17 protein-coding genes and 1 tRNA gene are annotated in these 22,804 nt (G+C 70.2%); 11 read left to right on the top strand and 7 right to left on the bottom strand.

Going from position 1 to position 22,804, the window contains the following annotated elements; translation table 11 throughout:
• The first annotated feature begins 4 nt into the window (after nucleotides 1–4).
• The gene (locus ACMX37_RS16065; protein WP_483146882.1) at nucleotides 5–139 is read left to right on the top strand and encodes a hypothetical protein; all 135 of its coding nucleotides are present in this window, start codon (nucleotides 5–7) and stop codon (nucleotides 137–139) included.
• A gap of 148 nt (nucleotides 140–287) precedes the next feature.
• On the opposite strand, the gene ACMX37_RS16060 is transcribed toward ACMX37_RS16065, so the two are convergent.
• The 4 genes from ACMX37_RS16060 to ACMX37_RS16045 form a co-directional block, all read right to left on the bottom strand.
• Nucleotides 288–1,043, bottom strand: a complete 756-nt coding sequence (locus tag ACMX37_RS16060; RefSeq protein ID WP_483146881.1) for a TSUP family transporter — start codon at nucleotides 1,041–1,043, stop codon at nucleotides 288–290.
• A 67-nt stretch (nucleotides 1,044–1,110) separates the two neighbouring features.
• A complete protein-coding gene (gene thrS / locus ACMX37_RS16055) occupies nucleotides 1,111–3,105 on the bottom strand; it encodes a threonine--tRNA ligase (RefSeq protein ID WP_483146880.1) in 1,995 nt (664 codons plus the stop codon).
• Nucleotides 3,106–3,398: 293 nt separating this feature from the next.
• Nucleotides 3,399–4,055: a hypothetical protein gene (locus tag ACMX37_RS16050; RefSeq protein ID WP_483146879.1), complete on the bottom strand. Its 657-nt coding sequence runs from the start codon at nucleotides 4,053–4,055 to the stop codon at nucleotides 3,399–3,401.
• A 75-nt stretch (nucleotides 4,056–4,130) separates the two neighbouring features.
• Nucleotides 4,131–5,804 (bottom strand): alkaline phosphatase D family protein, encoded by a 1,674-nt coding sequence (locus ACMX37_RS16045; protein WP_483146878.1) that lies wholly within the window; start codon nucleotides 5,802–5,804, stop codon nucleotides 4,131–4,133.
• Between the two features lie 80 nt (nucleotides 5,805–5,884).
• On the opposite strand from ACMX37_RS16045, the gene ACMX37_RS16040 reads away from it, so the two are divergent.
• From ACMX37_RS16040 to ACMX37_RS16020, 5 genes are all read left to right on the top strand, one after another.
• Nucleotides 5,885–6,619, top strand: a complete 735-nt coding sequence (locus ACMX37_RS16040; protein ID WP_483146877.1) for an alpha/beta hydrolase family protein — start codon at nucleotides 5,885–5,887, stop codon at nucleotides 6,617–6,619.
• A 6-nt stretch (nucleotides 6,620–6,625) separates the two neighbouring features.
• Nucleotides 6,626–7,504 carry a tetratricopeptide repeat protein gene (locus tag ACMX37_RS16035; protein ID WP_483146876.1) on the top strand — a complete coding sequence of 293 codons (879 nt, stop codon included), beginning with the start codon at nucleotides 6,626–6,628 and terminating at the stop codon, nucleotides 7,502–7,504.
• The gene (locus ACMX37_RS16030) at nucleotides 7,501–8,496 is read left to right on the top strand and encodes an LLM class flavin-dependent oxidoreductase (protein ID WP_483146875.1); all 996 of its coding nucleotides are present in this window, start codon (nucleotides 7,501–7,503) and stop codon (nucleotides 8,494–8,496) included. The genes ACMX37_RS16035 and ACMX37_RS16030 overlap by 4 nt, the downstream gene beginning before the upstream one ends.
• A 125-nt stretch (nucleotides 8,497–8,621) precedes the next feature.
• The gene (locus tag ACMX37_RS16025; RefSeq protein ID WP_483146874.1) at nucleotides 8,622–13,319 is read left to right on the top strand and encodes an NAD-glutamate dehydrogenase; all 4,698 of its coding nucleotides are present in this window, start codon (nucleotides 8,622–8,624) and stop codon (nucleotides 13,317–13,319) included.
• A 121-nt stretch (nucleotides 13,320–13,440) separates the two neighbouring features.
• The gene (locus ACMX37_RS16020; protein ID WP_483146873.1) at nucleotides 13,441–14,679 is read left to right on the top strand and encodes an NAD(P)/FAD-dependent oxidoreductase; all 1,239 of its coding nucleotides are present in this window, start codon (nucleotides 13,441–13,443) and stop codon (nucleotides 14,677–14,679) included.
• On the opposite strand, the gene queG is transcribed toward ACMX37_RS16020, so the two are convergent.
• Entirely contained in the window at nucleotides 14,672–15,718 is a 1,047-nt protein-coding gene (gene queG, locus ACMX37_RS16015) for a tRNA epoxyqueuosine(34) reductase QueG (RefSeq protein WP_483146872.1), read from the bottom strand. The genes ACMX37_RS16020 and queG overlap by 8 nt on opposite strands.
• Nucleotides 15,719–15,764: 46 nt before the next feature.
• On the opposite strand from queG, the gene ACMX37_RS16010 reads away from it, so the two are divergent.
• The 4 genes from ACMX37_RS16010 to msrB all read left to right on the top strand — a co-directional run bounded on the left by ACMX37_RS16010 (nucleotide 15,765) and on the right by msrB (nucleotide 20,055).
• Nucleotides 15,765–16,775: an ABC transporter ATP-binding protein gene (locus ACMX37_RS16010; RefSeq protein WP_483146871.1), complete on the top strand. Its 1,011-nt coding sequence runs from the start codon at nucleotides 15,765–15,767 to the stop codon at nucleotides 16,773–16,775.
• Entirely contained in the window at nucleotides 16,772–18,022 is a 1,251-nt protein-coding gene (locus ACMX37_RS16005; protein ID WP_483146870.1) for an ABC transporter permease, read from the top strand. Before ACMX37_RS16010 ends, ACMX37_RS16005 begins: the two co-directional genes overlap by 4 nt.
• Nucleotides 18,023–18,124: 102 nt before the next feature.
• On the top strand, nucleotides 18,125–19,477 hold the full coding sequence (locus ACMX37_RS16000) for a cytochrome P450 (protein WP_483146869.1): 1,353 nt from the start codon (nucleotides 18,125–18,127) through the stop codon (nucleotides 19,475–19,477).
• Nucleotides 19,478–19,554: 77 nt separating this feature from the next.
• On the top strand, nucleotides 19,555–20,055 hold the full coding sequence (msrB, locus tag ACMX37_RS15995) for a peptide-methionine (R)-S-oxide reductase MsrB (protein WP_483146868.1): 501 nt from the start codon (nucleotides 19,555–19,557) through the stop codon (nucleotides 20,053–20,055).
• On the opposite strand, the gene ACMX37_RS15990 is transcribed toward msrB, so the two are convergent.
• Nucleotides 20,052–20,696 carry a PilZ domain-containing protein gene (locus ACMX37_RS15990; protein WP_483146867.1) on the bottom strand — a complete coding sequence of 215 codons (645 nt, stop codon included), beginning with the start codon at nucleotides 20,694–20,696 and terminating at the stop codon, nucleotides 20,052–20,054. The genes msrB and ACMX37_RS15990 overlap by 4 nt on opposite strands.
• A gap of 168 nt (nucleotides 20,697–20,864) precedes the next feature.
• Nucleotides 20,865–20,946 (bottom strand) — tRNA-Leu (locus ACMX37_RS15985).
• Between the two features lie 115 nt (nucleotides 20,947–21,061).
• Between ACMX37_RS15985 and ACMX37_RS15980 the strand changes: the two genes are divergently transcribed.
• The gene (locus ACMX37_RS15980) at nucleotides 21,062–22,744 is read left to right on the top strand and encodes a cation:proton antiporter domain-containing protein (RefSeq protein ID WP_483146866.1); all 1,683 of its coding nucleotides are present in this window, start codon (nucleotides 21,062–21,064) and stop codon (nucleotides 22,742–22,744) included.
• The last annotated feature ends 60 nt before the right edge of the window (nucleotides 22,745–22,804 follow it).

Here is a 22,804-nt window from a genome sequence, read left to right as displayed (position 1 = left end):
GCGCATGACCCGCGCCCAAGCTCTCGCCCTGCCGCTCGCCGCCGCCAGCCGCCTCGATGCGCTGGAGCTCGCGCGCCAGGCGATCGTGCTCGGCTGCGCCTTCGCGCTGATCCTCGCGGGGACCGCCCTCCCTTTCTGACAACGCCTTTCTGACATCGCGCGCGTAACCGGCAACGGCTGGAGCGCGAAAGCATCCTCGACACCGCCATGCGAGCGGGCGCGGACCGCTATACGCTGGTGCTGCGCCAGCCCGGCCGCGGCCCGGTGCTCCCCGCGCGCTGGGTGGCCTAGACGAGGCGGATCAGCGCGGCGAGCGCCGCCCCGCCGAGCACCAGCCCGACGCTCGCGCGCCACAGCGGATCGCTGACCCGTCCTGAAACCCGCGCGCCCAGCCGGTTGCCGGCGATGATGACGGGCAGGATCAGCACGGCAAAGAGCAGCAGCTCCCACCGGAGCACCCCGAGCCACAGCGCGCTCGCAAGGCCGGTGCTTGCGGCGATGGTGAAGATCAGCTGCATCGAGGCCTTGGCCGTGCTGCGCGGCAGGTCGCGCCCGGCGTAATAGGGCACGACCGGCGGCCCCGGCATCCCGGCATAGCCCGTCATCAGCCCGCTCAGCACGCCCACCGCGCCGGTCACGCCCTGCCCCGGCCGGGCGTTTCCGCGGCGGGGGAGCAGGATGGCGATGAAGGCGCTGAGCGCGATCAGCGCGATCACCAGTCGCGCCACGTCCCTTCCGGTCAGCGACAGGGCGAGCATCCCCAGCGGTGTCGCCGCCACCACCAGCGCGCCGATCACCCAGGCGCTGCGCTCGGCATCGCGCACGAGGCTGCGGATCTCGGTCGCGCCGATCATCAGCGAGAGCGCGTTGGTCAGCACCACCGCCTCGATCGGGGGCAGGGCGAGGGCGAGCACCGGCACCAGCAGGATCGCCATGCCGAAGCCGGTGAGCCCGCGCACGAAGGCCGACCCCAGCGCCGCCGCCAGCGCGACGGCGATCTGGACTGCGGAAAAGCTGTCGAACATCCTGAACCCCGTTCGCATCGAGCGAAGTCGAGATGCCGTGCAACCGTGTCTCGACTTCGCTCGACACGAACGGATTTCGGGAGCCTTAGGTCAGATCAGGCGGGGTGCCCTCGCCCTTCAGCATCGCGATCGCCTCGGCGAGCGGCATCACCTTCTGGTGCTCGGCGCCCAGCGTGCGGACCGCGACGGTGCCCTCCTCGGCCTCGCGCTTGCCGACCACCAGCAGGTGCGGAACTTTCGCCAGCGAGTGTTCGCGCACCTTGTAGTTGATCTTCTCGTTGCGGGTGTCGGTCTCGACCCGGATGCCGGCGGCGCGCAGCTGGGCGGCGACGTCTTCGGCATAGGGATCGGCGTCCGAGACGATGGTCGCCACCACCGCCTGCACCGGGGCGAGCCATGCGGGGAGTTTCCCTGCGAAGTGCTCGATCAGGATGCCGATGAAGCGTTCATACGAACCGAAGATCGCGCGGTGGAGCATCACCGGGCGGTGCTTCTCGCCATCCTCGCCGATGTAGTGCGCATCGAGCCGCTCTGGCAGCACGCGGTCGGACTGGATCGTGCCGACCTGCCAGGTGCGCCCGATGGCGTCGGTGAGGTGCCATTCGAGCTTGGGGGCGTAGAACGCGCCCTCGCCCGGAAGTTCCTCCCATTCGAGGCCGTTGGCGGTGAGCGCGTCGCGCAGTTCCTGCTCGGCCTTGTCCCAATCGGCATCGCTGCCGAAGCGCTTCTCGGGGCGGAGGGCGAGCTTGATGTCGTAGGTGAAGCCGAAATCGCGGTAGACCGAATCCGCCAGCGCGATGAAGGCCTGCACTTCGCTCACCACCTGCCCCTCGGTGCAGAAGATATGCGCATCGTCCTGCGTGAACTGGCGCACGCGCATCAGCCCGTGAAGCGCGCCGTGGGGCTCGTTGCGGTGGCAGCAGCCCATCTCGCCGAGGCGGATGGGGAGATCGCGGTAGGAGGTGATGCCCTGCTTGAAGACCATCACGTGCGCCGGGCAGTTCATCGGCTTGATCGCCATCCACGCGGCATCGTCCGCCACCTTGGGCGAGGCGACGCCTGACTCTTCATCGACGTCCGGCACGATGTCGGGCACGGCGAACATGTTCTGCGCATACTTCCCCCAGTGGCCTGACTGGGTCCACTGGCGCACGTCCATCAGCTGCGGGGTCTTGATCTCGCGGTAGCCCGCCCCGTCCATCTTGCGGCGCATGTAGCTCTCGAGCTCGCGCCAGATGCGGTAGCCCTTGGGGTGCCAGAAGACGCTCCCGTGGGCCTCTTCCTGCAAGTGGAACAGGTCCATTTCGCGGCCGAGCTTGCGGTGGTCGCGCTTGGCGGCTTCCTCGAGCCGCGTGAGGTGGGCCTGCAACTGCTTCTTGTTGAGCCAGCCGGTGCCATAGATACGCGTCAGCTGCGCATTGTTCTGGTCGCCGCGCCAATAGGCCCCGGCCACGCGCATCAGCTTGAAGGCGTCGGGATCGAGCTTGCCGGTGCTCGGCAGGTGGGGCCCACGGCACATGTCGAGCCAGTCGTTGCCCGACCAGTAGACGGTCAGCTCCTCGCCCTCGGGCAGTTCCTTCGCCCATTCGGCCTTGAACACCTCGCCCTCGGCCGACCACTTCGCGATCAGGTCCTCGCGGCTCCACACCTCGCGGCGCAGCGGCTTGTCGGCGCGGATGATGCGGCGCATTTCCTCCTCGATGGCGGGCAGGTCGTCCATGCCGAAGGGCTCGCGGCTCTCGGGCGCCTTCACGTCATAGTAGAAGCCGTCGTCGGTCGCCGGGCCGAAGGTGATCTGCGTGCCGGGGAAGAGCGACTGCACCGCCTCGGCGAGGACGTGGGCGTAATCGTGGCGCGCGAGTTCGAGCGCATCGGCCTCGTCGCGCGCGGTGACGAGCGCCAGTTGGGCATCGCCCTCGAAGGGGCGGGCGAGGTCGCGCAGCTCGCCGTTGACCCGCGCCGCCAGCGCCGCCTTGGCGAGGCCCGGGCCGATCGCGGCGGCGACGTCCGCGGGGGTGCTCCCGGCGGGCATCTCGCGCACCGATCCGTCGGGGAGGCTGATCTTGAGCAATTCCGTCATCGTCGCACATCCGTCTCGTTTGGGCGCGCCCTGCCACAAGCGGGGCCGCACCGGAAGAGCGGTGTTGAACGCGTTGCCGGATCGGGGAGAACACCGCGCCGCCCCGAACCGGGCGGCGGGCTGCTTCGCTTAACGCACAGCCCTCCGCCCCCGGATGGTGGTCCGGGTGGTGGTGGTGCGGGTGGTGGTGAGCAGCTTGGCCATGGGGGTCAGATAGTGGCTTGGTGGCACCCTGTCACGTGCAACTTGATTCCATGACGATCTTCGCATGCGACGGGCGGGCCGTCCTTGCCCTAGTTCTTCCCCCAGCCGCCGTCGGCGTGGGTCTCGCTGAAGTCGGGACCATTGGTCGGCTTGGCGGTCGCGGTGGTGGGCGCGGAGCCGTAGCCCGGGCCGTATCCGTAGTCCGCTTCCGGGGCCATGCGGTCCATCTCGTTGGCGACGTTCTCGTTCAGCGATTGCTGCATGTTGACGACCGCACCCGGGTTGGCGGCGATCATCGCGGCCATCTTGGCCTGCACGCGGGTCGCGTCGAAGGCGCGGCCGTCGAGCACGGAATCGACCTTCTCCTCCATCGCGATCCGCGCGATGTCGTTAAGGAGGGGGTCTTCCTCCAGCCCCATCAGCGCGTCGCCCTTGGTGAACTGGAAGTCGACGCTCACCCGGGTGCCGGTCGATTCGGGCGCGAGGTGTGCGCGGACATCGCCGAGGCGGTCGGGGCCGGCCATGAGGTCCCAGCGCAGCAGCTTGGGCCCGCGGCTGCGCAGCACGAGCGCGATCGACGGCTGGCCCGTGGCCGTCCCGAGCTCGGGGCCGAAATCGAGCCCCGCCAGCCGCGCTTCCACTGCGGAGGGCGCCATCGCGTAATACTCGCCGCCGTCGAAGGCCCCCGCGAGATAAGCACCGCCACCCAGGAGGGACGCGCCACCGGCCAGCATCATCATCCGCATCTGCAACACCCCCGCAATCGAGCGGGCCGGTTCTATCGCGGGATCACTTAACAGATTGTCGTCGAAATCCGCCGCTCACACCGCCAGCTTGCCGCTGCCCTTCTCGGTGGTGATCCGCTTCGTCCCCGCCAGCCGGGTCGAGCGTTGCCTGATGCCCTCGACGAAGCGGTATTCGGTGGTCGCGCGCGCCGGGGTCAGCTCGACCACCATGTAGCCACGCTGCGCGGTGTCGGCCCACTTGAGCTGCGCGTTCTCCGCCACCAGCGCGGCGGCGAGATCCTGCGGCTTCACGAAGGAGAGATAGCTCTCGAAGCCCGGCGAGCTCACCGAGCAGACGCCCAGCTCGACGCCCACCGCCGCACCATCATGGGCGAGTTCGAAGCCCCAGGCGTTGTGGGTGTCGCCCGCCAGCACGAAGAGGTTCGCATCGGCCTTCAGCGCGGCCTCGAACACGCGGGCGCGGGCGGCGGGGTAGCCGTCCCATGCGTCCATGTTCGAGGGCAGCCCGGCCTGGCTCGCCGCGGCGGCCGCATCGAGCCGGCGGCGCACGAAATCGGGCAGCCCCGCGCCGATCTGGTCGGCAAAGGCCTTGGGCGTGCGCAGGTTGCCGATCAGCACCTGCTGCACCAGCACCTGCCAGTGCGTGCCCTTCGCGGTCGATGCCGCGAGCGCCTCGCCCAGCCATTTCTCCTGCCGCTCGCCGAGCAGCTGGCGGTCGGCAGCGGCCCATTCGCCGTCGCGGAATGTCGCCAGCGCCGCCATCAGCGCCTGAGGGTCCTTGTTCCCCGCCATGATCTTCTCGAGGCTGAGCTGCTGGTCACGGCCCTCGAGGCGGGTGTCGATCCGCAGCAGGGTGGCGAGCTGGCCGACCTGATAGGCGGCATAGGGCTCGTCTGAGACCGGCATCCATTCGCGATAGGCCTTCTTGGCGGCGGCCTTGCGCATCGCCCATTCGCCTTCGGTGTCGGCCTGATGGTTCTGCGCCCCGTCCTTCCACGAATCGTTGGCGGTCTCGTGGTCGTCCCAGACCGCCACCATCGGCATCACCTGATGGAGCCGCTGGAGATCGGGGTCGGCGCGGTAGGTCGCATAGCGCAGACGGTAATCGGTCAGCGCGACGATCTCGGTCGAGGGCTGGAGCACGCGTTCGGCCACGCCCTTGCCGGCATCGGGATAGGTGCCCGCGCCATATTCGTAGATGTAGTCGCCGAGGTGCACCGCGAGGTCGGCATCGTTCGCCTCGATCGCATGGCCATAGGCGTTGAACCAGCCGAAGCCGAAATTCGAGCACGAGAACACCGCCAGCCGGAACTGCGCCGCGGAGTCATCGGGCAGGGTCCGGGTGCGGCCCACGGGAGACCTGGTGCCGTCGGGGGCGATGAAGCGGTAGAAATACCAGCGGCCCGGCATCAGCCCGTCGGCCCAGGTCTTGACGCAGTAGTCGCTGTCGGGCCCGGCGGCATTGCCGGTGCTGCCCTCGGCGGCGAGCTTCGCGAAGTCCTCGGTCTCGCTCATTTCCCAGGCGAGGTAGGCCGGCTTGTCCGAGACATAGCGGGTCCACAGCATCACCTTGTCCGTCCCCGGCTCGCCGCTCGCGACATTGTGGGTGAAGCCGGTGCCGAAGCCCGTCGCAGCTGCGGGCGCGGCGGCAGCGGCGGCGCCCGCTCCGGCGAGAGTGAACAGGCTGCGGCGGGTGAGGGCCGTGGGCGAAGGCGCCGGCTGGGCGGCGGCGGTGTCGGTCTTGAACATGGGGCGGCGCGTAATCCTCTCCCGTTGCGCTCCCGTGACAATGCTTGCCCTTGGCGCCTTGCGCAAGGCATGGAGAGGGCATGACCGCCATCATGCACCACACCCTCTACGATGGGCGCCGCATCGCCTTCCGTTTCACGCCCGGGCGCGGCCCGTGCCTTGTGTTCCTGCCCGGCTACATGTCGGACATGAGCGGCGGCAAGGCGACCGCGCTGTTCGCCGAGGCCGAGGCGCGGGGGCGGGCCTGCCTGCTGCTCGACTATTCGGGCTGCGGGCAATCCGGCGGCGACTTCGCCGAGGGGATGCTCTCGAAATGGCGCGACGAGGTGCTGGCGCTGGTCGAAAGCTATGTGGCGGGGCCGGTGCTGCTGGTCGGCTCGTCAATGGGCGGCTGGCTGATGCTGCTGGTGGCCGAGCACCTCAAGCACCGCCTCGCCGGGATGATCGGCATCGCGCCCGCGCCCGATTTCACCCGCTGGGGCTATTCCGAGGCGCAGCGCGCCGCGCTTGCGGCGGGGGAGACGATCTACGAGGACAACCCCTACGGCCCCGAGCCGACGCCGACCCATCCCGGCTTCTTCGCCGATGCCGAATGCCACCTCAGGCTGGACGGCGCGATCGACATCGCCTGTCCGGTGCGGCTGCTCCACGGCAAGCAGGATACCGACGTGCCGTGGGAAATCTCGCTGCGGCTCAAGGATGCGCTCGTGTCGGCTGAGGTTCAGGTGACGCTGGTAGAAGACGGCGATCACCGCCTGTCGCGCCCCGGCGACATCGATCGTCTCAAGGCCATCGTGGCCGAATTCTACGGATAGCGCCCCTTGTCGATCCTCCTTGCCCTGCTCCTGCAAGTCGGCCCCAACCCGCTTGGCGGGGCGATGCCGGGAGACGAACTGGTGCGCGACCGGCCGCCCCGGCCCGACGCCCGTGCCCAGGCCGAGCCCGGCGCGACCAGCCTGTGGCTCGAAGGCTGCCTCTCCCAGCTCGACGAGGACCCGGCGCGCGCCCACGCGATGGCGCAGATCCGCCGCAGCGAGACCGACGGCACCGACCGCGTGCTCGCCAACCACTGCCTCGGCATGGCGGCGGCCGAACTCGCGCTGTGGGACGACGCCCGCGCCGCCTTCGCCGCCGCGCGGGGCGAGACGCCCGAGGACGACACCCGTGCCCGCGCCCGCTTCGCGGCGATGGCAGGCAACGCCGCGCTGGCGGGTGGCGATCCCGCCGGCGCGGTCGACCTGCTGCTGCTTGCCGAGCGCGATGCCCGCGCGGCGGGGGCCGTCCCGCTCGAGGCGATCGCCGCCACCGACCGCGCCCGCGCGCTGGTGCGGCTGGGCCGGGACGCGGAGGCTCTCGCCGCGCTCGATTCGGCTTCCGGTCTCGCGCCGAACAGTGCCGAGGTGTGGCTGCTCAAGGCGACCCTGCTGCGCCGGATGGACCGCCTGTCCGAAGCGCAGTCCGCGATCGAACAGGCCGCCGGGCTCGCCCCGGGCGCGGGAGGGATCGGGCCGCAGGTCGCGCTCGAGGCGGGGGTGGTGGCGATGCTCGCCGGACGCGAGGATGCCGCCCGCAGGAGCTGGCAGTCGGTGATCGACCTCGCCCCCGGCAGCGCCTTCGCCGCCACCGCGACGGACTATCTTGCGCAGCTCGGGCAAGCGGGCGAGAGTGCCCTCGAGACGGGAGAGGAGCCGCAGCCATGACCCGATTTTCCGTGCTCGATCTCGTGCCGGTGCGCGAGGGCGGGACGCTCAGCGAAGCCTTCGCCGCCACCGCCGATCTCGCGCGCGCCGCCGAAAGCCTCGGTTGCGACCGGTTCTGGGTCGCCGAACATCACGCGATGGACGGCATCGCGGGCGGCGCGACCTCGGTGGTGCTCGCCCATATCGGCAACGCCACCAGCCGCATCCGCATCGGATCGGGCGGGATCATGCTGCCGAACCACACCCCGTTCCAGATCGCCGAGCAGTTCGGCACACTCGACGCGCTGTTCCCGGGGCGCGTCGACCTCGGGCTGGGCCGCGCCCCGGGGGCAGGGCCGGAATTGCAGCGGGCGCTGCGGAAGAACCTGCACCAGGCCGCCGAATATTTCCCGCAGGACGTCGTGGAGCTGCGCGCGCTGCTGACGGGGGACTACGACCTGCCGATCACCGCCACCCCCGGTCTTGGCGCGAAGGTCGAGCTGTGGATGCTCGGGTCGAGCCTGTTCGGCGCGCAGCTCGCCGCCAAGCTTGGCCTGCCCTATGCCTTCGCCGCGCACTTCGCGCCCGATCACCTCGACGCGGCGCTCGCCGTCTACCGCCGCGACTTCCAGCCCTCCGAGGCGCTGGACCGCCCGCATGTGATGGTCGCGATGAATGTCTTTGCCGCCGGCACCGAAGCCGAGGCGCGGCTGATCGCCTCCTCGCAGCAGCAGAGTTTCGTGCGGCTGCGCTCGGGCAATCCGGGCCGGTTGCCGCCGCCGGTGCAGGGCTACGCCGAAACGCTGCCGGCCGCCGCGCAGGCGATGCTCGCCCATCTCGGACAGGCCGCCGCCGTCGGCACGCCGGCGCAGGTTCGCGAGGGCATCGCCGCCTTCGTGCAGCGCACCGGCGCGGACGAGATCATGCTCTGCGGCGCGACCTATGATCCGGAGGCACGCATCCGCAGTCTCGAACTGACGATGGAAGCCTGCCAGACCGTTCCCGCGGTCTGAGCGATCATCGCGCTTGCCTTGCCCCCGGGGAAAGGCGTATCGCGAGCAAACACGATAACAACAATCCGGCATAATAAAATTACCACGGGACGACGCCGGACACGCAGGACGAGCAGGAGCCGAAGATGGGGTCGAAAACCGCCGCCACCGCGCCGGTCAAGGGTGGAAACCGTTCTCTGATCAAGGGCTTGCGCACCGCGCTGGAAGCCTCGATGCTGCCCGGCGACGCGCCGGTCGACAAGTCCTCGCTCGACGAGGCCGCCGCCTGGCTGCTCTCCGCCGCCGCCATCCGCGCCCCGGGCGAGCCGCTCGTCCAGATCGAATCCGCCAGCGCCGGGCGCCGCCACCTGCGCATCGCCATCGTCAACGACGACCAGCCCTTCCTCGTCGATTCGCTCGCCGCCGCGATCGCGGCGCAGGGGCTGACGATCGACCGGCTGCTGCACCCCGTGGTCCCGGTCGAGCGCGATGCCGACGGCGCGATCGTCGCGCTCGGCAAGGGCGGGGCCCGCGAATCGCTGATCTATATCGAGACCCCGCGCGCCGACGCCCGCCAGCGCCGCGACCTGGTCGAGGCGCTGCGCACCACGCTCGGCGATGTCCATGCGGCGGTTGCCGACTGGCCGGCGATGCAGGCGGCGATGGCCGCCGATGCCGGGCAGGTCGCCGTGATCGATGCCGAGGCGGGCGCGCTGCTGGCGTGGCTGGGGGGCGGGATGCTGACCCAGCTCGGCCACATGACCCGCCGCCGCGACGGCTCCTCGACCGAACGGCTCGGCATCTGCCGCGCCTCGGCGCAGGAACTGCTCGCCGAGGTGTCCTACGAACGCGCCTTCGAATGGTTCGAACGGCAGGAGGCCGAGGGCACGCCCCGCGCCCTGCTGGCGATCAAGTCCAACGTCCAGGCCCGCGTCCACCGCGCCAGCCCGCTCGACCTGTTCATCGTGCCGGTGCGCGAGAAGGGGCGCATCGCCGCGCTGTCGATCCACGCCGGCCTGTGGACCAGCGCCGCGATGAACGCGCGCCCGGGCGAGGTGCCGGTGCTGCGCGCGATGGTGACCGACATCACGACGCGGCTCGGCTTCGATCCCGCGGGCCACAACGGCAAGGCGCTGGTGCACGCCTTCACCTCGCTGCCCAACGACCTTCTGACCGCCTTCGACCCGGCGCGCGTCGCCGATCTCGTGACCGCCAAGATGGCCCTGATCGATCGCCCGCGCCCGCGCCTCATCATGGTGCCCGCGATCCTCGAGCGGCACGTCTTCGCCTTCGTCTGGCTGCCGCGCGACCAGCTTTCGACCGATGTGCGCCTGCAGATCCAGGCCATGCTGCTGGCAACCCCCGGGGCGGCGCTGCTCGACTGGAGCCTCGAGGTCGAAAGCAGCACGCTCGCGCTGCTGCGCTTCCTCATCGACGTGCGCGGCTGCCCCGACCTGCCCGACGAGGCGGCGATCGAGGCGCAGCTGGTCGATCTGCTGCGCGGCTGGAACGAGGCGGTGGCGACCCACCTCGCCGCGCACGAGGACGAAGGGCGCGCCGCCGCACTGGCGAGCCGCTATGCCCCCGCCTTCCCGACCGGCTACCGCGTCACCTACGGCCCGCAGGAGGCCGCCCGCGACATCGCCAAGCTCCGCGGCCTGGCGATGGGCGAGGGCGAGGCCGCGCGCGCCGTGCGGCTCTACCGGATGAACGCCGACGGGCCCGACCGGCTGCGGCTCAAGGTCTATCTCACCCGCGGCACGCTGGCGCTGTCGGACGCGGTGCCGGCGCTCGAGAATTTCGGCTTCCGGGTGCTCGCCGAGGTGCCGACCTTCCTCACCGATGCCTCGCTCGGGTCGATCCACGATTTCCTGCTGACGCTGCCCGCCGGCCGTGATGCGTCGGCGCTGCTCGATCGCACCGCGCTGATCGAGGGGGCGATCGCCGACGTGCTCAACGCCGCGGCGGAGGACGATCCCTTCAACCGGCTGGTGCCTGCCGCGGGGCTGCTCCCGCGCGAGGCGAACTGGCTGCGCGCGATCTACCGCTACCTGCGCCAGACCGGGGTGAGCTACACCATCTACACCGTGGTTGACGCCCTCGCCGGTGCGCCGCAGGTGACGCGGGCGATGATCGCGCTGTTCGAGGCGCGCCACGATCCGGCCTTCGCAGGCGACCGCGATGCGGCGCTTGCCGAGGCGCAGGGCGCGTTCCGCCGCGGTCTCGCCAAGGTCACGGCGATCAACGACGACCGCCTGCTGCGCCTCTACCGCGCGGTGCTGGGCGCGGTGCTGCGCACCAACGCCTTCTCGCCCGCGGCCGCCGAGGCGCTTGCCTTCAAGCTCGATTCGGGCCTCGTCCCGGGCCTGCCCAAGCCCGTGCCGTGGCGCGAGATCTTCGTCTATTCGGCGCGCGTCGAGGGCATCCACCTGCGCTCGGGCGCGGTGGCGCGCGGGGGTCTCAGGTGGTCTGACCGGCGCGACGACTTCCGCACCGAGATCCTCGGCCTGATGAAGGCCCAGCGCGTCAAGAACGCGGTGATCGTGCCGACGGGCGCCAAGGGCGGGTTCTATCCCAAGCAGCTCCCCTCCCCCGCGATCGACCGCGAGGGCTGGGCCGCCGAGGGCCGAGCGGCCTACGAGATCTTCATCCGCACGCTGCTGTCGGTCACAGACAACATCGCCGGCGGGCGCGTGGTGCACCCCCAGAGCGTGCAGGTGCTCGACGGGGAGGACCCCTATTTCGTGGTCGCCGCCGACAAGGGCACCGCGACCTTCTCCGACATCGCCAACGGCATCGCGCAGGGCCGCGATTTCTGGCTCGACGACGCCTTCGCCAGCGGCGGCTCGAACGGCTACGACCACAAGGCGATGGGCATCACCGCGCGCGGCGCATGGGTCAGCGTCCAGCGCCACTTCCGCGAGATGGGCGTGGACGTCCAGAAGGACTCGATCACCGTCGCGGGCTGCGGCGACATGTCGGGCGACGTGTTCGGCAACGGGATGCTGCTGTCGAAGGCGCTGAAGCTCGTCGCCGCCTTCGATCACCGCCACATCTTCATCGACCCCTCGCCCGATCCGCTCGCCAGCTGGAAGGAGCGCAAGCGGATGTTCGAGCTGCCGCGCTCGAGCTGGGAGGACTACGACAAGGCGCTGATCTCCAAGGGCGGGGGCGTGTTCCCGCGCTCGGCCAAGGTGATCAAGCTGTCGAAGCAGGCGCGCGAGGTGCTCGGCCTCGACGTGAAGGAGATCGAGCCCGAGGCGCTGATCAGCGCGATCCTGCGCGCGCCGGTGGACCTGCTGTGGTTCGGCGGCATCGGCACCTATGTGAAGGCCGGCCACGAGAACCACCTTCAGGTCGGCGACCCCGCCAACGACACGCTGCGCGTCAATGCCGACGAGATCCGCGCGCGGGTGATCGGCGAGGGCGCCAACCTCGGCGTGACCCAGGCCGGGCGGATCGCCTTCTCGCTCGGGGGCGGGCGGATCAACACCGACTTCATCGACAACTCCGCCGGGGTCGACTGCTCGGACAACGAGGTCAACATCAAGATCGCGCTGGCCGCCGCTACGGCCTCGGGCAAGCTCACCGAGAAGAAGCGCAACACGCTGCTCGCCGCGATGACCGACGAGGTCGCCGCGCTGGTGCTCGAGGACAACCGGCTCCAGGCGCTCGCCCTGTCGGTCGCCGAGAGCGGCGGGCCGGGGGCGACCGCCTCCTATGTCCGCCTGATCGAGCGGCTCGAGGAGGTCAGCGATTTCGACCGCCGCACCGAGGGGCTGGCCGACGGGGAGACCCTCGCCCGCCGCGCCGCCGACGGGCAGGGGCTGACCCGCCCCGAACTCGCGGTGCTGCTGTCCTCGGCGAAGCTCGCGCTGCAGGACGCGATCGAGGCGAGCGGGCTGCCCGACGATCCGGTGCTCGAGCCGATGCTGCTCGCGCGCTTCCCCTCGGCGATGCGCAAGACCTACGCCGCCGAGATCAAGGGCCACCGGCTGCGGCGCGAGATGATCGCGACGAGCCTCTCCAACCGCATCGTCAACCGGCTCGGCATGGTCCATCCCTTCGAGCTCGCCGAGGAGGAAGGCGTGGGCCTCGCCGAGGTCGCCGCCGCCTTCGTGGTGGCCGACCGCCTGTTCGGGCTCGAACCGCTGTGGCGCGAGCTCGACGAGGCCGCGATCCCCGAGGCCGCGCGCCTCGCGCTGTTCGACCGGCTGGCGGCGGCGGTCGGCAACCTCATGAGCGACGTGCTGCGCACCGCCGCGGGCGCGATCGCGGCGGGTGCGATGATCGGCGATCTGGCTGAGGACGTCGCCGTGCTGGTCGGCGCGCGCGAGGAGCTGCTCACCGCGGAACCGCGCGCCCGCTCGCAGGCGCTCCAGCACGACTTCGTCGCTGCCGGCGCCTCCGAGGCGCTTGCGGCGCGGGTCGCGGGGCTGTTCGATTTCGACGGCGCGGTGGGCCTCGCCCAGGCCGCGCGCGCGACCGGGATCGATGCCAAGCTGCTCACCCATGCCTTCACCGACATCGGCACCCGGCTGGGGCTCGACTGGGCGCAGGGCACCGCGGCGCACATGAGCCCCTCCGACGTGTGGGAGCGGCTGCTGGTCTCGGGCCTCGCGCGCGATTTCCAGCACATGCGGATCGAGTTCCTGCGGCGGCTGATGCGCAGCAAGGAAGGCAAGGACGATCCCCGCGGCGCGGTCGACGCCTGGGCCGCGCGCAATGCCGCGGGCGTGGCGCAGTTCCGCGCGATGATCGCCCGGGCCCAGGCCCGCCCGCCGGTCGGCGCGGCGATGCTCGCCCAGATCGCCAGCCAGGCGAGGAACCTGCTGGAGCGGTGACACGCAAGCCGCCGGCCCCGGAGGCGGGGCGGGCGGCCCGCAACCACAAACGCTACCTTGACCCTCCGGCAATTTGCGCCACATCAAGGGCCGCATTGAGCCGGAGGGGCATAGGCAGAGCATGGCATCCAACCACCAGCACGCCGACGTGGTGATCGTCGGCACCGGGCACGGCGGGGCGCAGGCGGCCATCGCCCTGCGCCAGCACGGGCACGAAGGGACGATCCTGATGATCGGGCGCGACGATGCGCCGCCCTACGAACGCCCGCCGCTCTCCAAGGAATATCTCGCCGGGGACAAGGGCTTCGAGCGGATCATGATCCGGCCCGAGAAGTTCTGGGCCGAGAAGGACATCGGCCTCAGGCTCGGCGCGGCGGTGACCGCGATCGACCCGCAGGCGCACCGTCTGACCCTCTCGGACGGGGGGCAGGTGACCTATCGCAAGCTGATCTGGTCGGGCGGCGGCGATCCGCGCCGCCTGCCGGTGCCGGGTGCGGTGCTGCCGGGCGTCTTCTACGTGCGCGACAAGGCCGATGCCGATGCGATGATGCAGGCCCTTGCCGACGGGGCGAAACGCGCCGTGGTGATCGGTGGCGGCTATATCGGGCTCGAGGCGGCGGCGGTGCTGAGAAAGCTCGGCTGCGAGGTCGTGCTGGTCGAGATGCTCCCCCGCCTGCTCGCGCGGGTGGCGGGCGAGGAATTGTCCGCTTTCTACGCCGAGGAACACCGCCGGCAGGGCGTCGACGTGCGCCTCTCGACCGGGGTCAACGCGGTGCTGGGCGACGACCGCGTGACCGGCGTCCGGCTCGACAGCGGCGAGGAGGTGCCCTGCGACATGGTGGTGGTCGGTATCGGCATCGTGCCCGCCGTCGCCCCGCTGATCGCGGCCGGCGCAGCCGGGTCGAACGGGGTCGACGTGGACTTCTGCTGCCGCACCACCCTCGACGACATCTACGCCATCGGCGACTGCGCCGCCCACGCCAACCCCTTTGCGGACAATGCCGTGATCCGGCTCGAATCCGTGCAGAACGCGCATGACATGGCGAACACCGTGGCGAAGGCGATCATGGGCGAGAAGGAGCCCTATCACGCCCTGCCGTGGTTCTGGTCGAACCAGTACGATCTCAAGCTCCAGACGGCTGGCCTCAGCCTCGGCTTCGATGCGACCGTGCTGCGTGGCGATCCGGCGGACCGCAAGTTCACCGTCGTCTACCTCAAGGCGGGGGTGCCGATCGCCTTCGACTGCGTGGGGACGATGAAGGATTACGTGCAGGCAAGGAAGCTGCTCGAGAGCGGCGCCGGCAAGATCGATCCGGCGCTGCTGGCCGATCCCGAGGTCGCGCTCAAGGACCTTATCTGAGCCGCGCCAGCGCCCATTCCGCTGCCTCGGCCACCACCGGATCGGGGTCTTGCGTCAGCGCCGCCACCTGCCCTGCCAGCGCCGGATTCCCGCTGTTTCCCGCCGCATAGAGGCAGTTGCGGATGAAGCGGTCGCGCCCGATTCGCTTGATCGGCGATCCGGAGAACAGCGCCCTGAACCCCGCATCGTCGAGCCCCAGCAGCTCCGCAAGGCGCGGGGCAACCAGTTCGGCGCGGGGGAGGAACTCCTGCATCGCTTGCGCCGCGGAGGCGAACTTGTTCCACGGGCACACCGCGAGGCAATCGTCGCAGCCGTAGATGCGGTTGCCGAGCGCCTTGCGGAATTCCTCCGGGACCGGCCCCTTGTGCTCGATGGTGAGATAGGAAATACAGCGCCGCGCATCGAGCCGGTAGGGCGCGGGGAAGGCGTCGGTCGGGCAGGCGTCGAGGCACGCGCGGCACGATCCGCACTGGTCGCGGTGCGGCTCTGCCGGGGCGAGGTCGAGGGTCGTGTAGATCGCGCCGAGGAACAGCCAGCTCCCGTGGGTGGGGCTGACGAGGTTGGTGTGCTTGCCCTGCCAGCCGATCCCCGCCGCCTCGCCGAGCGGCTTCTCCATCACAGGCGCGGTATCGACGAAGACCTTGACTTGCGCGCCCGGCACTTCCTCCACTAGCCAGCGGGCGAGCGCCTTCAGCCGCTTCTTCACCACATCGTGATAGTCGCGGCCCTGCGCGTAAACCGAAATGCGGGCGTGCTCCGCCGACCCTTCCAGCGCCAGCGGATCGGCCGCCGGGGCATAGCTCATGCCCAATGCGATCACGCTCTTCGCCTCGGGCCACAGTCCCTGCGGCGAGCGGCGGTGCGCAAGGCGCGTCTCCATCCACTCCATCGAGGCGTGGTGCCCCTCGCCCAGCCATTCCTCCAGCCGGGCGGCGCGCAGCGGGTCCTCGCCCGCGCTCGCGATCCCGCAGGCCGCGAAGCCAGTGGCGAGCGCCCGCTCCTGCACCCGGAGGGCAAGGCTTGCCGGGGCGTTAACCATGTTCGGAAGGGCCTCCGTTTAATCCTGACGGCTAACCGCCTATGTCATGGACATGGCGGTAAGCGAACACACCCTTTCGGGCAATCACGCGGGTGGCTTCAGCGCCGTGCCCGCCGACGCGCGTCCCCTCGCGATCGAGGCACGCGGGCTGGTCAAGAGCTTCGACGGCACGCGCGCGGTCGACGGCGTGGACATCGCGGTGCCCGAGGGCGCGATCTACGGCATCCTCGGCCCCAACGGCGCAGGCAAGACCACGACCCTGCGGATGCTGCTCGGCATCATCGACCCGGACGAGGGCGTGCGCCGCGTCTTCGGCCATGACCGCCCCCACGATATCGGCCGCCTGATCGGCTATCTGCCCGAGGAGCGCGGGCTCTACCCCGCGATGAAGTGCATCGAGGCGATCGCCTTCATGGGTGCCCTGCGCGGGCTGCCGCTGAAGGAGGGCCGCGCGCGGGCGGTCGAACTGCTCGAACGCCACGGCCTCGCCCACGCTGCCGACCGCCAGATCCGCCAGCTCTCCAAGGGCATGGCCCAGACCGTCCAGCTGCTCGGCACGCTGGTGCACAAGCCCCGGCTGGTGGTGCTCGACGAGCCCTTCTCGGGCCTCGACGCGATCAACCAGGGCAAGCTCGAGATGATGATCCGCGCGCTGGCGGATGACGGGGTGACGGTGATCTTCTCCACCCACGTCATTCACCATGCCGAGCGCCTGTGCGAGGGCGTCGCGATCATCGCCGGGGGCAAGGTGCCCTATGCCGGTTCGGTCGAGGCGGCGCGCGACCGGATCCCGGCGCAGGTCCGGCTCGAGACCCGGGCGCGCGAGGGGGCGTGGATGGCCGCCCTGCCGCCGGAGACCCGCCGCAACGGCGATTTTTTCCACTTCCCCCTGCCCGAAAGCGGGATCGAGCCGCTGCTCAAGAGCCTGATCGAGGGCGAGGCGGGGATTCTCTCGCTGTCGATCGAGCGCGCAGGGCTGCACGACGCCTTCGTCGCCATCGCGGGCGAGGCCGCCGCGCGCCAGCTACAGGCCGACAACGAAGGGGACCGCGCATGAGCGAGCACACCCGTTCGCGCCTCTCGGCGCTCGAGGCCGCCTGGGTCATCGCCCGGCGCGATTTCGTCGCGGTGCTGTTCAGCCGCGCCTTCCTGTTCTTCCTGCTGGGCCCGCTGTTCCCGGTGATCGTCGGCGGGCTGGCAGGGAGCATCGGCGGCGAGGTGCAGCGCGAGGCGGTGAGCATCGAGGTCGGGCTCGCGATGGCCCCGGCGGACAACGCCGCGATGATCGCCACCGCAGAGCGGCTCTCCCCGCAGCTCGGCCGGGCGCTCCCCGTGCTGGAGCAGGTGCCCGAGGCGGCGCAGGGCGCTGCCTTCGACGCGCGCGGCTTCATGGAGGCGCGCCGCGGGAATTACGCGGCGATCGTCACCGGCACGCTCGCCGCGCCCCGGCTGGTCGGCACCGAGGGCCAGATCGCGCGGTGGGAAGGGCCTGTCGGCCTGATCGCCGGCCACGCCCTCGCCGCCGAGCCCGCCAGCTTCCCCGCGGTCGCCACCGAGGCGGTCGCCACCAGCGCCGCATCCGAACGCACCACCCGCATCCAGACCGCGCAGATCGCGCAGATGCTGCTGTTCCTGCTGACGATGCTGCTGGCGGGCATGGTGCTCTCCAACCTCGTCGAGGAGAAGGGCAACAAGATCATCGAGATCCTCGCCGCGGCGATCCCGATGGACGCGGTGTTCATGGGCAAGCTCTTCGCCATGCTGGCGGTGTCCTTCGTCGGCATCGCGGTGTGGGGCCTTGCCGCCTTCGGCCTGTGGACGGCCGGCGGCGACGCGATCACGCAGGTGACGGGCTTCGACCCCGCCAATCTCCCCGCCCCCGCCGTGGGCTGGCCGCTGTTCGTGATCCTGGGCGTCGTCTATTTCGCGATGGCCTATCTGCTGCTCGGCGCGCTGTTCCTCACCATCGGCTCGATGGCGACCTCGGTGCGCGAGGTGCAGACGCTGTCGATGCCGGTCACTATGCTCCAGCTGATGGTGTTCTTCCTCGCCGCCTACACGATCAAGCAGCCGGGATCGGCGCTGGAGATGGCGGCGATCGCCTTCCCGCTGTCCTCGCCTTTCGCGATGCTGGCGCGCGCGGCGATGGAGCCCGCCCTGTGGACCCACGCGCTGGCGCTCGCCTGGCAGGCCGTTGCCGTGCTGGTGCTGGTGAAGGGCGGATCGCTGCTGTTCCGCAAGCGGGTTATGAAATCGGGCGGGGCGGGCCGCGACAAGAGCCGCAAGGGGCGTCTGGCCGCGTGATCGGTTCCGAATCGAAACCGATATTGACATTGCTGTAAGTTGCGTCAGACTGCGACTCGTACGGAGCGGCCCCATCAAGAGGCCGCCTGACGGGAGACAGACATGGCCACGATTGCCCCCCCGACGCCCGGGATCCAGCGCCCGCAGGTGCGCCGCGAGCCTTCCTCCTACGAGGCGCTCAAGGCCCATTTCGCCGCCCATCCGGAAGAGCGCCTCAGGCACACCCACCCGTGGGACGTGAGCCGCTCGGACATCTATTTCGAGGACCGCTGGCAGCCCGTCTTCGCCGAGATGCGCGCCGCGGGCCAGCTCCACTGGATCCCCGACAGCCCCTTCGGCCCCTACTGGGCGGTGGTCGGCCACAAGGCGATCCAGCATATCGAGGCCCTGCCCGAGATCTTCTCGTCGAGCTGGGAGCATGGCGGCATCACCATCCTCAACCGCCTCAGCGAGGAGGAACTGGCCGCGCGTGACGGCGAGCGGCGCGAGCTGCCGATGTTCATCGCGATGGACCGCCCGCAGCACACCGGCCAGCGCCGCACCGTCGCGCCCAAGTTCACGCCCTCGGCGGTCACCGACATGGAAGCCGAAATCCGACAGCGCACCGGCGAACTGCTCGATTCGCTCCCGCGCGGCGAAGTGTTCGACTGGGTCGACACGGTCTCGATCGAGCTCACCACCGGGATGCTGGCGATCCTTTTCGGCTTCCCCTGGGAAGACCGCCGCCTGCTCACCTTCTGGTCGGACTGGTCGGGCGACACCGAACTCGGCTCGATCCGCGCGCTCGACGATCTGCGCTGGAGCATCCTCCAGGAGATGGCGGCCTATTTCCAGTCGCTGTGGATCGAGCGCACGATGGACAAGGAGCCGGGCAGCGATCTCATCTCGATGATGATCCACTCGCCGGCGATGAACCAGATGAGCCCCGAGGAGTTCATGGGCAATCTGGTGCTGCTGATCGTCGGCGGCAACGACACCACCCGCAACACCATGAGCGGGATCATCCATGCGCTCGACAAGTTCCCCGACCAGCGCAAGCTGTTCGAGGAGCAGCCCGAGCTCATCCCCAACGCGGTGCAGGAATGCCTGCGGATGCAGACCCCGCTCGCCCACATGCGCCGCACCTGCACCGAGGATACCGAGGTCTTCGGCCAGCAGATCAAGGCGGGCGACAAGGTGGTGCTGTGGTACATCAGCGCCAACCGCGACGAGGAGGTGTTCGAGAACCCCGACAAGCTCGACATCACCCGCGAGAACGCCCGCCGCCACCTCGCCTTCGGCTACGGCATCCACCGCTGCGTCGGCGCCCGCCTTGCCGAGCTGCAGCTGCGCGTTCTGCTCGAGGAGATGCACAAGCGCCGGATGCGGGTCCACGTCGCGGGCGACGTCGAGCGGGTGCGGGCGAACTTCGTCCACGGCTTCCGCAAGCTCGAGGTCGAGATCACGACTTTCTGAGGGGGTTGAAACCCGGGGCCGGATCTCGACGTAAATGGGGGGCGGGGGCATTTCGCCCCCCACCCACGGAGACACCCATGCCCCTGCCCCTTCTCAGCCGCCGCCGCCTGATGGCCACCAGCGCCGGACTTGCCGGGATGCTGCCCTTCGTCAGCGCCTGCGGGGCGGCGCCTGCCGAGGCCAAGACCTTCCCCAAGGGCCGGAGCGAAGCGGAGTGGAAGAAGGTCCTCACCCGCGAGCAGTTCTACGTGCTGCGCGAGGCCGGGACGGAACGCGCCTTCACCTCGCCGCTGAACAAGGAGAAGCGCAAGGGCACCTTCGTGTGCGCCGGATGCGCGAACCCGCTCTATTCCTCGGCCACCAAATACGACAGCGGCACCGGCTGGCCGAGCTTCTGGCAGGCGATCGACAAGGGCGCGGTCGGCACCTCGACCGACTATCTGATCGGCTATCCCCGCACCGAGGTCCACTGCGCCGATTGCGGCGGGCATCTCGGGCACATCTTCGGGGACGGGCCCAAGCCCACCGGCAAGCGCCACTGCATCAACGGCGTGGCGCTGAAATTCGTGCCGGCCTAGCCGTCCGCGAGCAGCGCCGGGGCCTGGAGCAGCGCCGCCAGCCGCGCGAAATCGCCGAGGGTGAAGGTGTCGTCGAACACCACGCCGTAATGCTGCTCGCGCCGCCAGCGCACCTTGGCGCGCACCTCGCGCGGCTTGCCGGAGAGGTCGGGCATCGCGAGGCGCACGGTCTGGTCGATCGCCAGTAGGCGGTCGCAGGTCAGGCGGGCGCCCTGCTGGGAAAGGTTCTCCACCAGTGCCTCGAAGCTGCCGGCGAGCATGTTGACCGTCACGGGGAAGCACAGGCCGAGCCGCAGGCCCCGCTTGGGATAGTCGCTCGATTCGTTGACGAGCCTGTCCACCTCGACGGCCTCGGTGAAGGTGAATCCGGCCTCGTTGCCCTTTTCCCAGACGCGCGAGATCTCGTAGACCGCGCCGGCGGGCATGTGCAGCGCGAAGTCCTTGCAGCCCGGCAGGGAATGGAACAGGCGGACGCTCACCCCGGTTTCCGAAACGTCGCGGATCACGCAGACGAACTCGCCCTGCGCCGACACCAGCTTCGCCGCGCGGATCAGCAGCGTGAAGCGCGGCGCGGCGCGCTGTTCTGCGCCCGGCGTGTCGGGTGTCGGTTCGAGACGTGCGGTGTGCGTCGCTGAATCCATGCCAGTTGTCCCAACCCGTCAGCCCCTGGTCCTGGCACTGGCGAGACATGCACGGGGCGAGGCGGCCCCATGCTTCCTGTGCGAAATGAGGGACAACCCGTTAAGGCGAAGATAATGCCGCGCCTCGGCTCATCGAATTCCCGGGGAATGGCGCGGGTGCCGGACATGTACGGGCGGCGGGACTCGAACCCGCACGATCAAGGATCAGGGGATTTTAAGTCCCCGGCGTCTACCATTCCGCCACGCCCGCATGGGTCACGCCCTTGCCACAGATCATCGCGGTCTGGCCAGAGCCAGGGCCGGGTGCTTGCCAGTGGGCCGCCCATGCCCCATCTCCATGCCATTGCTGCAAGACAGGGGCCGACATGGCGGGCGAAGCATCAGACGCGCATTCGGTGGTGGCGACGATCCAGCCGGCGATCACGCTGCTGGGTCTCGGCATCGGGGCGGCGCTCGCCAGCCGGGCGCTGCGGCTGAATCCGATCGTCGGCTATCTCGGCCTCGGCCTCGGGCTTGCGAGCCTCGGGATGGCGGACGAATTCAGCGGCCCCGTGGTCGCCGCGATGGCCGAGGCCGGGGTGATGTTCCTGCTGTTCAACCTCGGGCTGCACTTCTCGCTCGGCCGGATCCGGGCCGAGGCGGGCAACATCTTCGGCTTCGGCGCCCTGCAGATGCTAGTCGCGGGCGGGGGCTTTGCCGCGCTGTTCTGGGCGCTCGGCCTGCCGCCGGCCTTCGCGGTGATCGCGGGCTTCGGCATGGGGCTCTCCTCCACCGCCGTCGTCATCGGCCTGATCCGCGAGCGCGGGCAGGAGGATTGCCCGGTCGGGCGCGCGGCGCAATCGATCCTGATCTTCCAGGACATCGCCGCGATCCTGCTGCTGGTGACGGCAGGCGCGCTCGCGGGCGGCGGGGCGCTGGCCCCGGCGCTGGGAATGGCAGGGGCCAAGGCGCTCGCCGCCTTCGCCATTGCCGTGCTGTTCGCCCGCTACCTGACCGAACCGCTGTTCGGCCTGATCGCCCGGGCCGGCACCACCGAGGTCTACACCGCCACGGCCCTGTTCATCGCGCTGGCGGCGGGATGGGCGACGGGGATGGCGGGCCTGTCGCTGACCTTGGGCGCGTTCCTCGGCGGCATGGCGGTCGCCGATTCGCGCTATCGCATCCTCGTCCAGACCGAGATCGACGCCTTCCGCGGGCTGTTCCTCTCGTTCTTCTTCATCTCGGTCGGCCTGTCGATCGATCCGGCCCTGCTGGCGCAGGACTGGCTGCTGGTGGTCGGAATGACGGCGGGCATGATCGCGCTCAAATGCGCCTTCAACGTCGGTGCGGGCTTGCTCAACCGCTGGTCGGTGCCGGGGTCGATCCAGCTCGGCTTCCTGCTCGGGCAGGGGAGCGAGTTCACGCTGGTGCTGCTGGCCCTGCCGGCGGTGGCGGGACTGGCCGAGCCGCGGCTGGTCTCCGCGATGGTCACCGCGATCGCGATCAGTCTGGCGGTGACGCCGATGGTCTCGAACCTCGGGCGCAAGCTCGCCGGGCGGCTGCGGCGGGGGCCTGCCGACACGAAGCTGGCGGGCGACGATGCACCGGTGCTGATCATCGGCATGACATCGGCAGGTCGTGCGGTGGCCGATGCGCTGGCGTTCAACGATATCGGCTACCTCGCGCTCGAAGCCGAGCACGACCGGTTCCAGATGGCGCTGGCCGACGGCTACCAGGTCCTGCGCGCCAATCCCGGCGATCCGCGCAGCTGGGAGGCGATCGGGATCGACCGGCGGCGGGTGCTGGTGGTGGCGACCGGCGTGACCGACGTCTCGCGCGACCTCACCCCGCTGGCGGCGCAGCGGATGCCGGACGTGGCGCGGATCATCGCCGTGCCCGGCCCCGAGGAGCTCGACGAGATGGCGGCGCTCGGCATGGTGCCGGTCGACATGAGCCTGAGCGGCGGGACCGAGCGCCTGACGGAGCTGGTCTTCGCCGCGCTCGGAGCGGAACGCGCGCTGCCCGTGCCGGGCCTCGCACATGACGAACCGATGCCGCGGGCTGCGTAGTTTGTTTGCGAGGGCGCCTCCGCGCCCTCGTCCCCGGTGCTATTCCCTTCGCTGCGCTTC

Source organism: Porphyrobacter sp. THAI-01a, from assembly GCF_056868655.1.
This window is presented reverse-complemented; position numbering and strand designations above follow the sequence as displayed.

What these genes read in the sequence shown, in the direction of transcription:
- ACMX37_RS16065 (WP_483146882.1), top strand. Translation starts at nt 5, where the DNA reads ATGACCCGCGCCCAAGCTCTCGCCCTGCCGCTCGCCGCCGCCAGCCGC.
- ACMX37_RS16060 (WP_483146881.1), bottom strand. Translation starts at nt 1,043, where the DNA reads ATGCGAACGGGGTTCAGGATGTTCGACAGCTTTTCCGCAGTCCAGATC.
- thrS (WP_483146880.1), bottom strand. Translation starts at nt 3,105, where the DNA reads ATGACGGAATTGCTCAAGATCAGCCTCCCCGACGGATCGGTGCGCGAG.
- ACMX37_RS16050 (WP_483146879.1), bottom strand. Translation starts at nt 4,055, where the DNA reads ATGCGGATGATGATGCTGGCCGGTGGCGCGTCCCTCCTGGGTGGCGGT.
- ACMX37_RS16045 (WP_483146878.1), bottom strand. Translation starts at nt 5,804, where the DNA reads ATGTTCAAGACCGACACCGCCGCCGCCCAGCCGGCGCCTTCGCCCACG.
- ACMX37_RS16040 (WP_483146877.1), top strand. Translation starts at nt 5,885, where the DNA reads ATGACCGCCATCATGCACCACACCCTCTACGATGGGCGCCGCATCGCC.
- ACMX37_RS16030 (WP_483146875.1), top strand. Translation starts at nt 7,501, where the DNA reads ATGACCCGATTTTCCGTGCTCGATCTCGTGCCGGTGCGCGAGGGCGGG.
- ACMX37_RS16025 (WP_483146874.1), top strand. Translation starts at nt 8,622, where the DNA reads ATGGGGTCGAAAACCGCCGCCACCGCGCCGGTCAAGGGTGGAAACCGT.
- ACMX37_RS16020 (WP_483146873.1), top strand. Translation starts at nt 13,441, where the DNA reads ATGGCATCCAACCACCAGCACGCCGACGTGGTGATCGTCGGCACCGGG.
- queG (WP_483146872.1), bottom strand. Translation starts at nt 15,718, where the DNA reads ATGGTTAACGCCCCGGCAAGCCTTGCCCTCCGGGTGCAGGAGCGGGCG.
- ACMX37_RS16010 (WP_483146871.1), top strand. Translation starts at nt 15,765, where the DNA reads ATGGACATGGCGGTAAGCGAACACACCCTTTCGGGCAATCACGCGGGT.
- ACMX37_RS16005 (WP_483146870.1), top strand. Translation starts at nt 16,772, where the DNA reads ATGAGCGAGCACACCCGTTCGCGCCTCTCGGCGCTCGAGGCCGCCTGG.
- ACMX37_RS16000 (WP_483146869.1), top strand. Translation starts at nt 18,125, where the DNA reads ATGGCCACGATTGCCCCCCCGACGCCCGGGATCCAGCGCCCGCAGGTG.
- msrB (WP_483146868.1), top strand. Translation starts at nt 19,555, where the DNA reads ATGCCCCTGCCCCTTCTCAGCCGCCGCCGCCTGATGGCCACCAGCGCC.
- ACMX37_RS15990 (WP_483146867.1), bottom strand. Translation starts at nt 20,696, where the DNA reads ATGGATTCAGCGACGCACACCGCACGTCTCGAACCGACACCCGACACG.
- ACMX37_RS15980 (WP_483146866.1), top strand. Translation starts at nt 21,062, where the DNA reads ATGGCGGGCGAAGCATCAGACGCGCATTCGGTGGTGGCGACGATCCAG.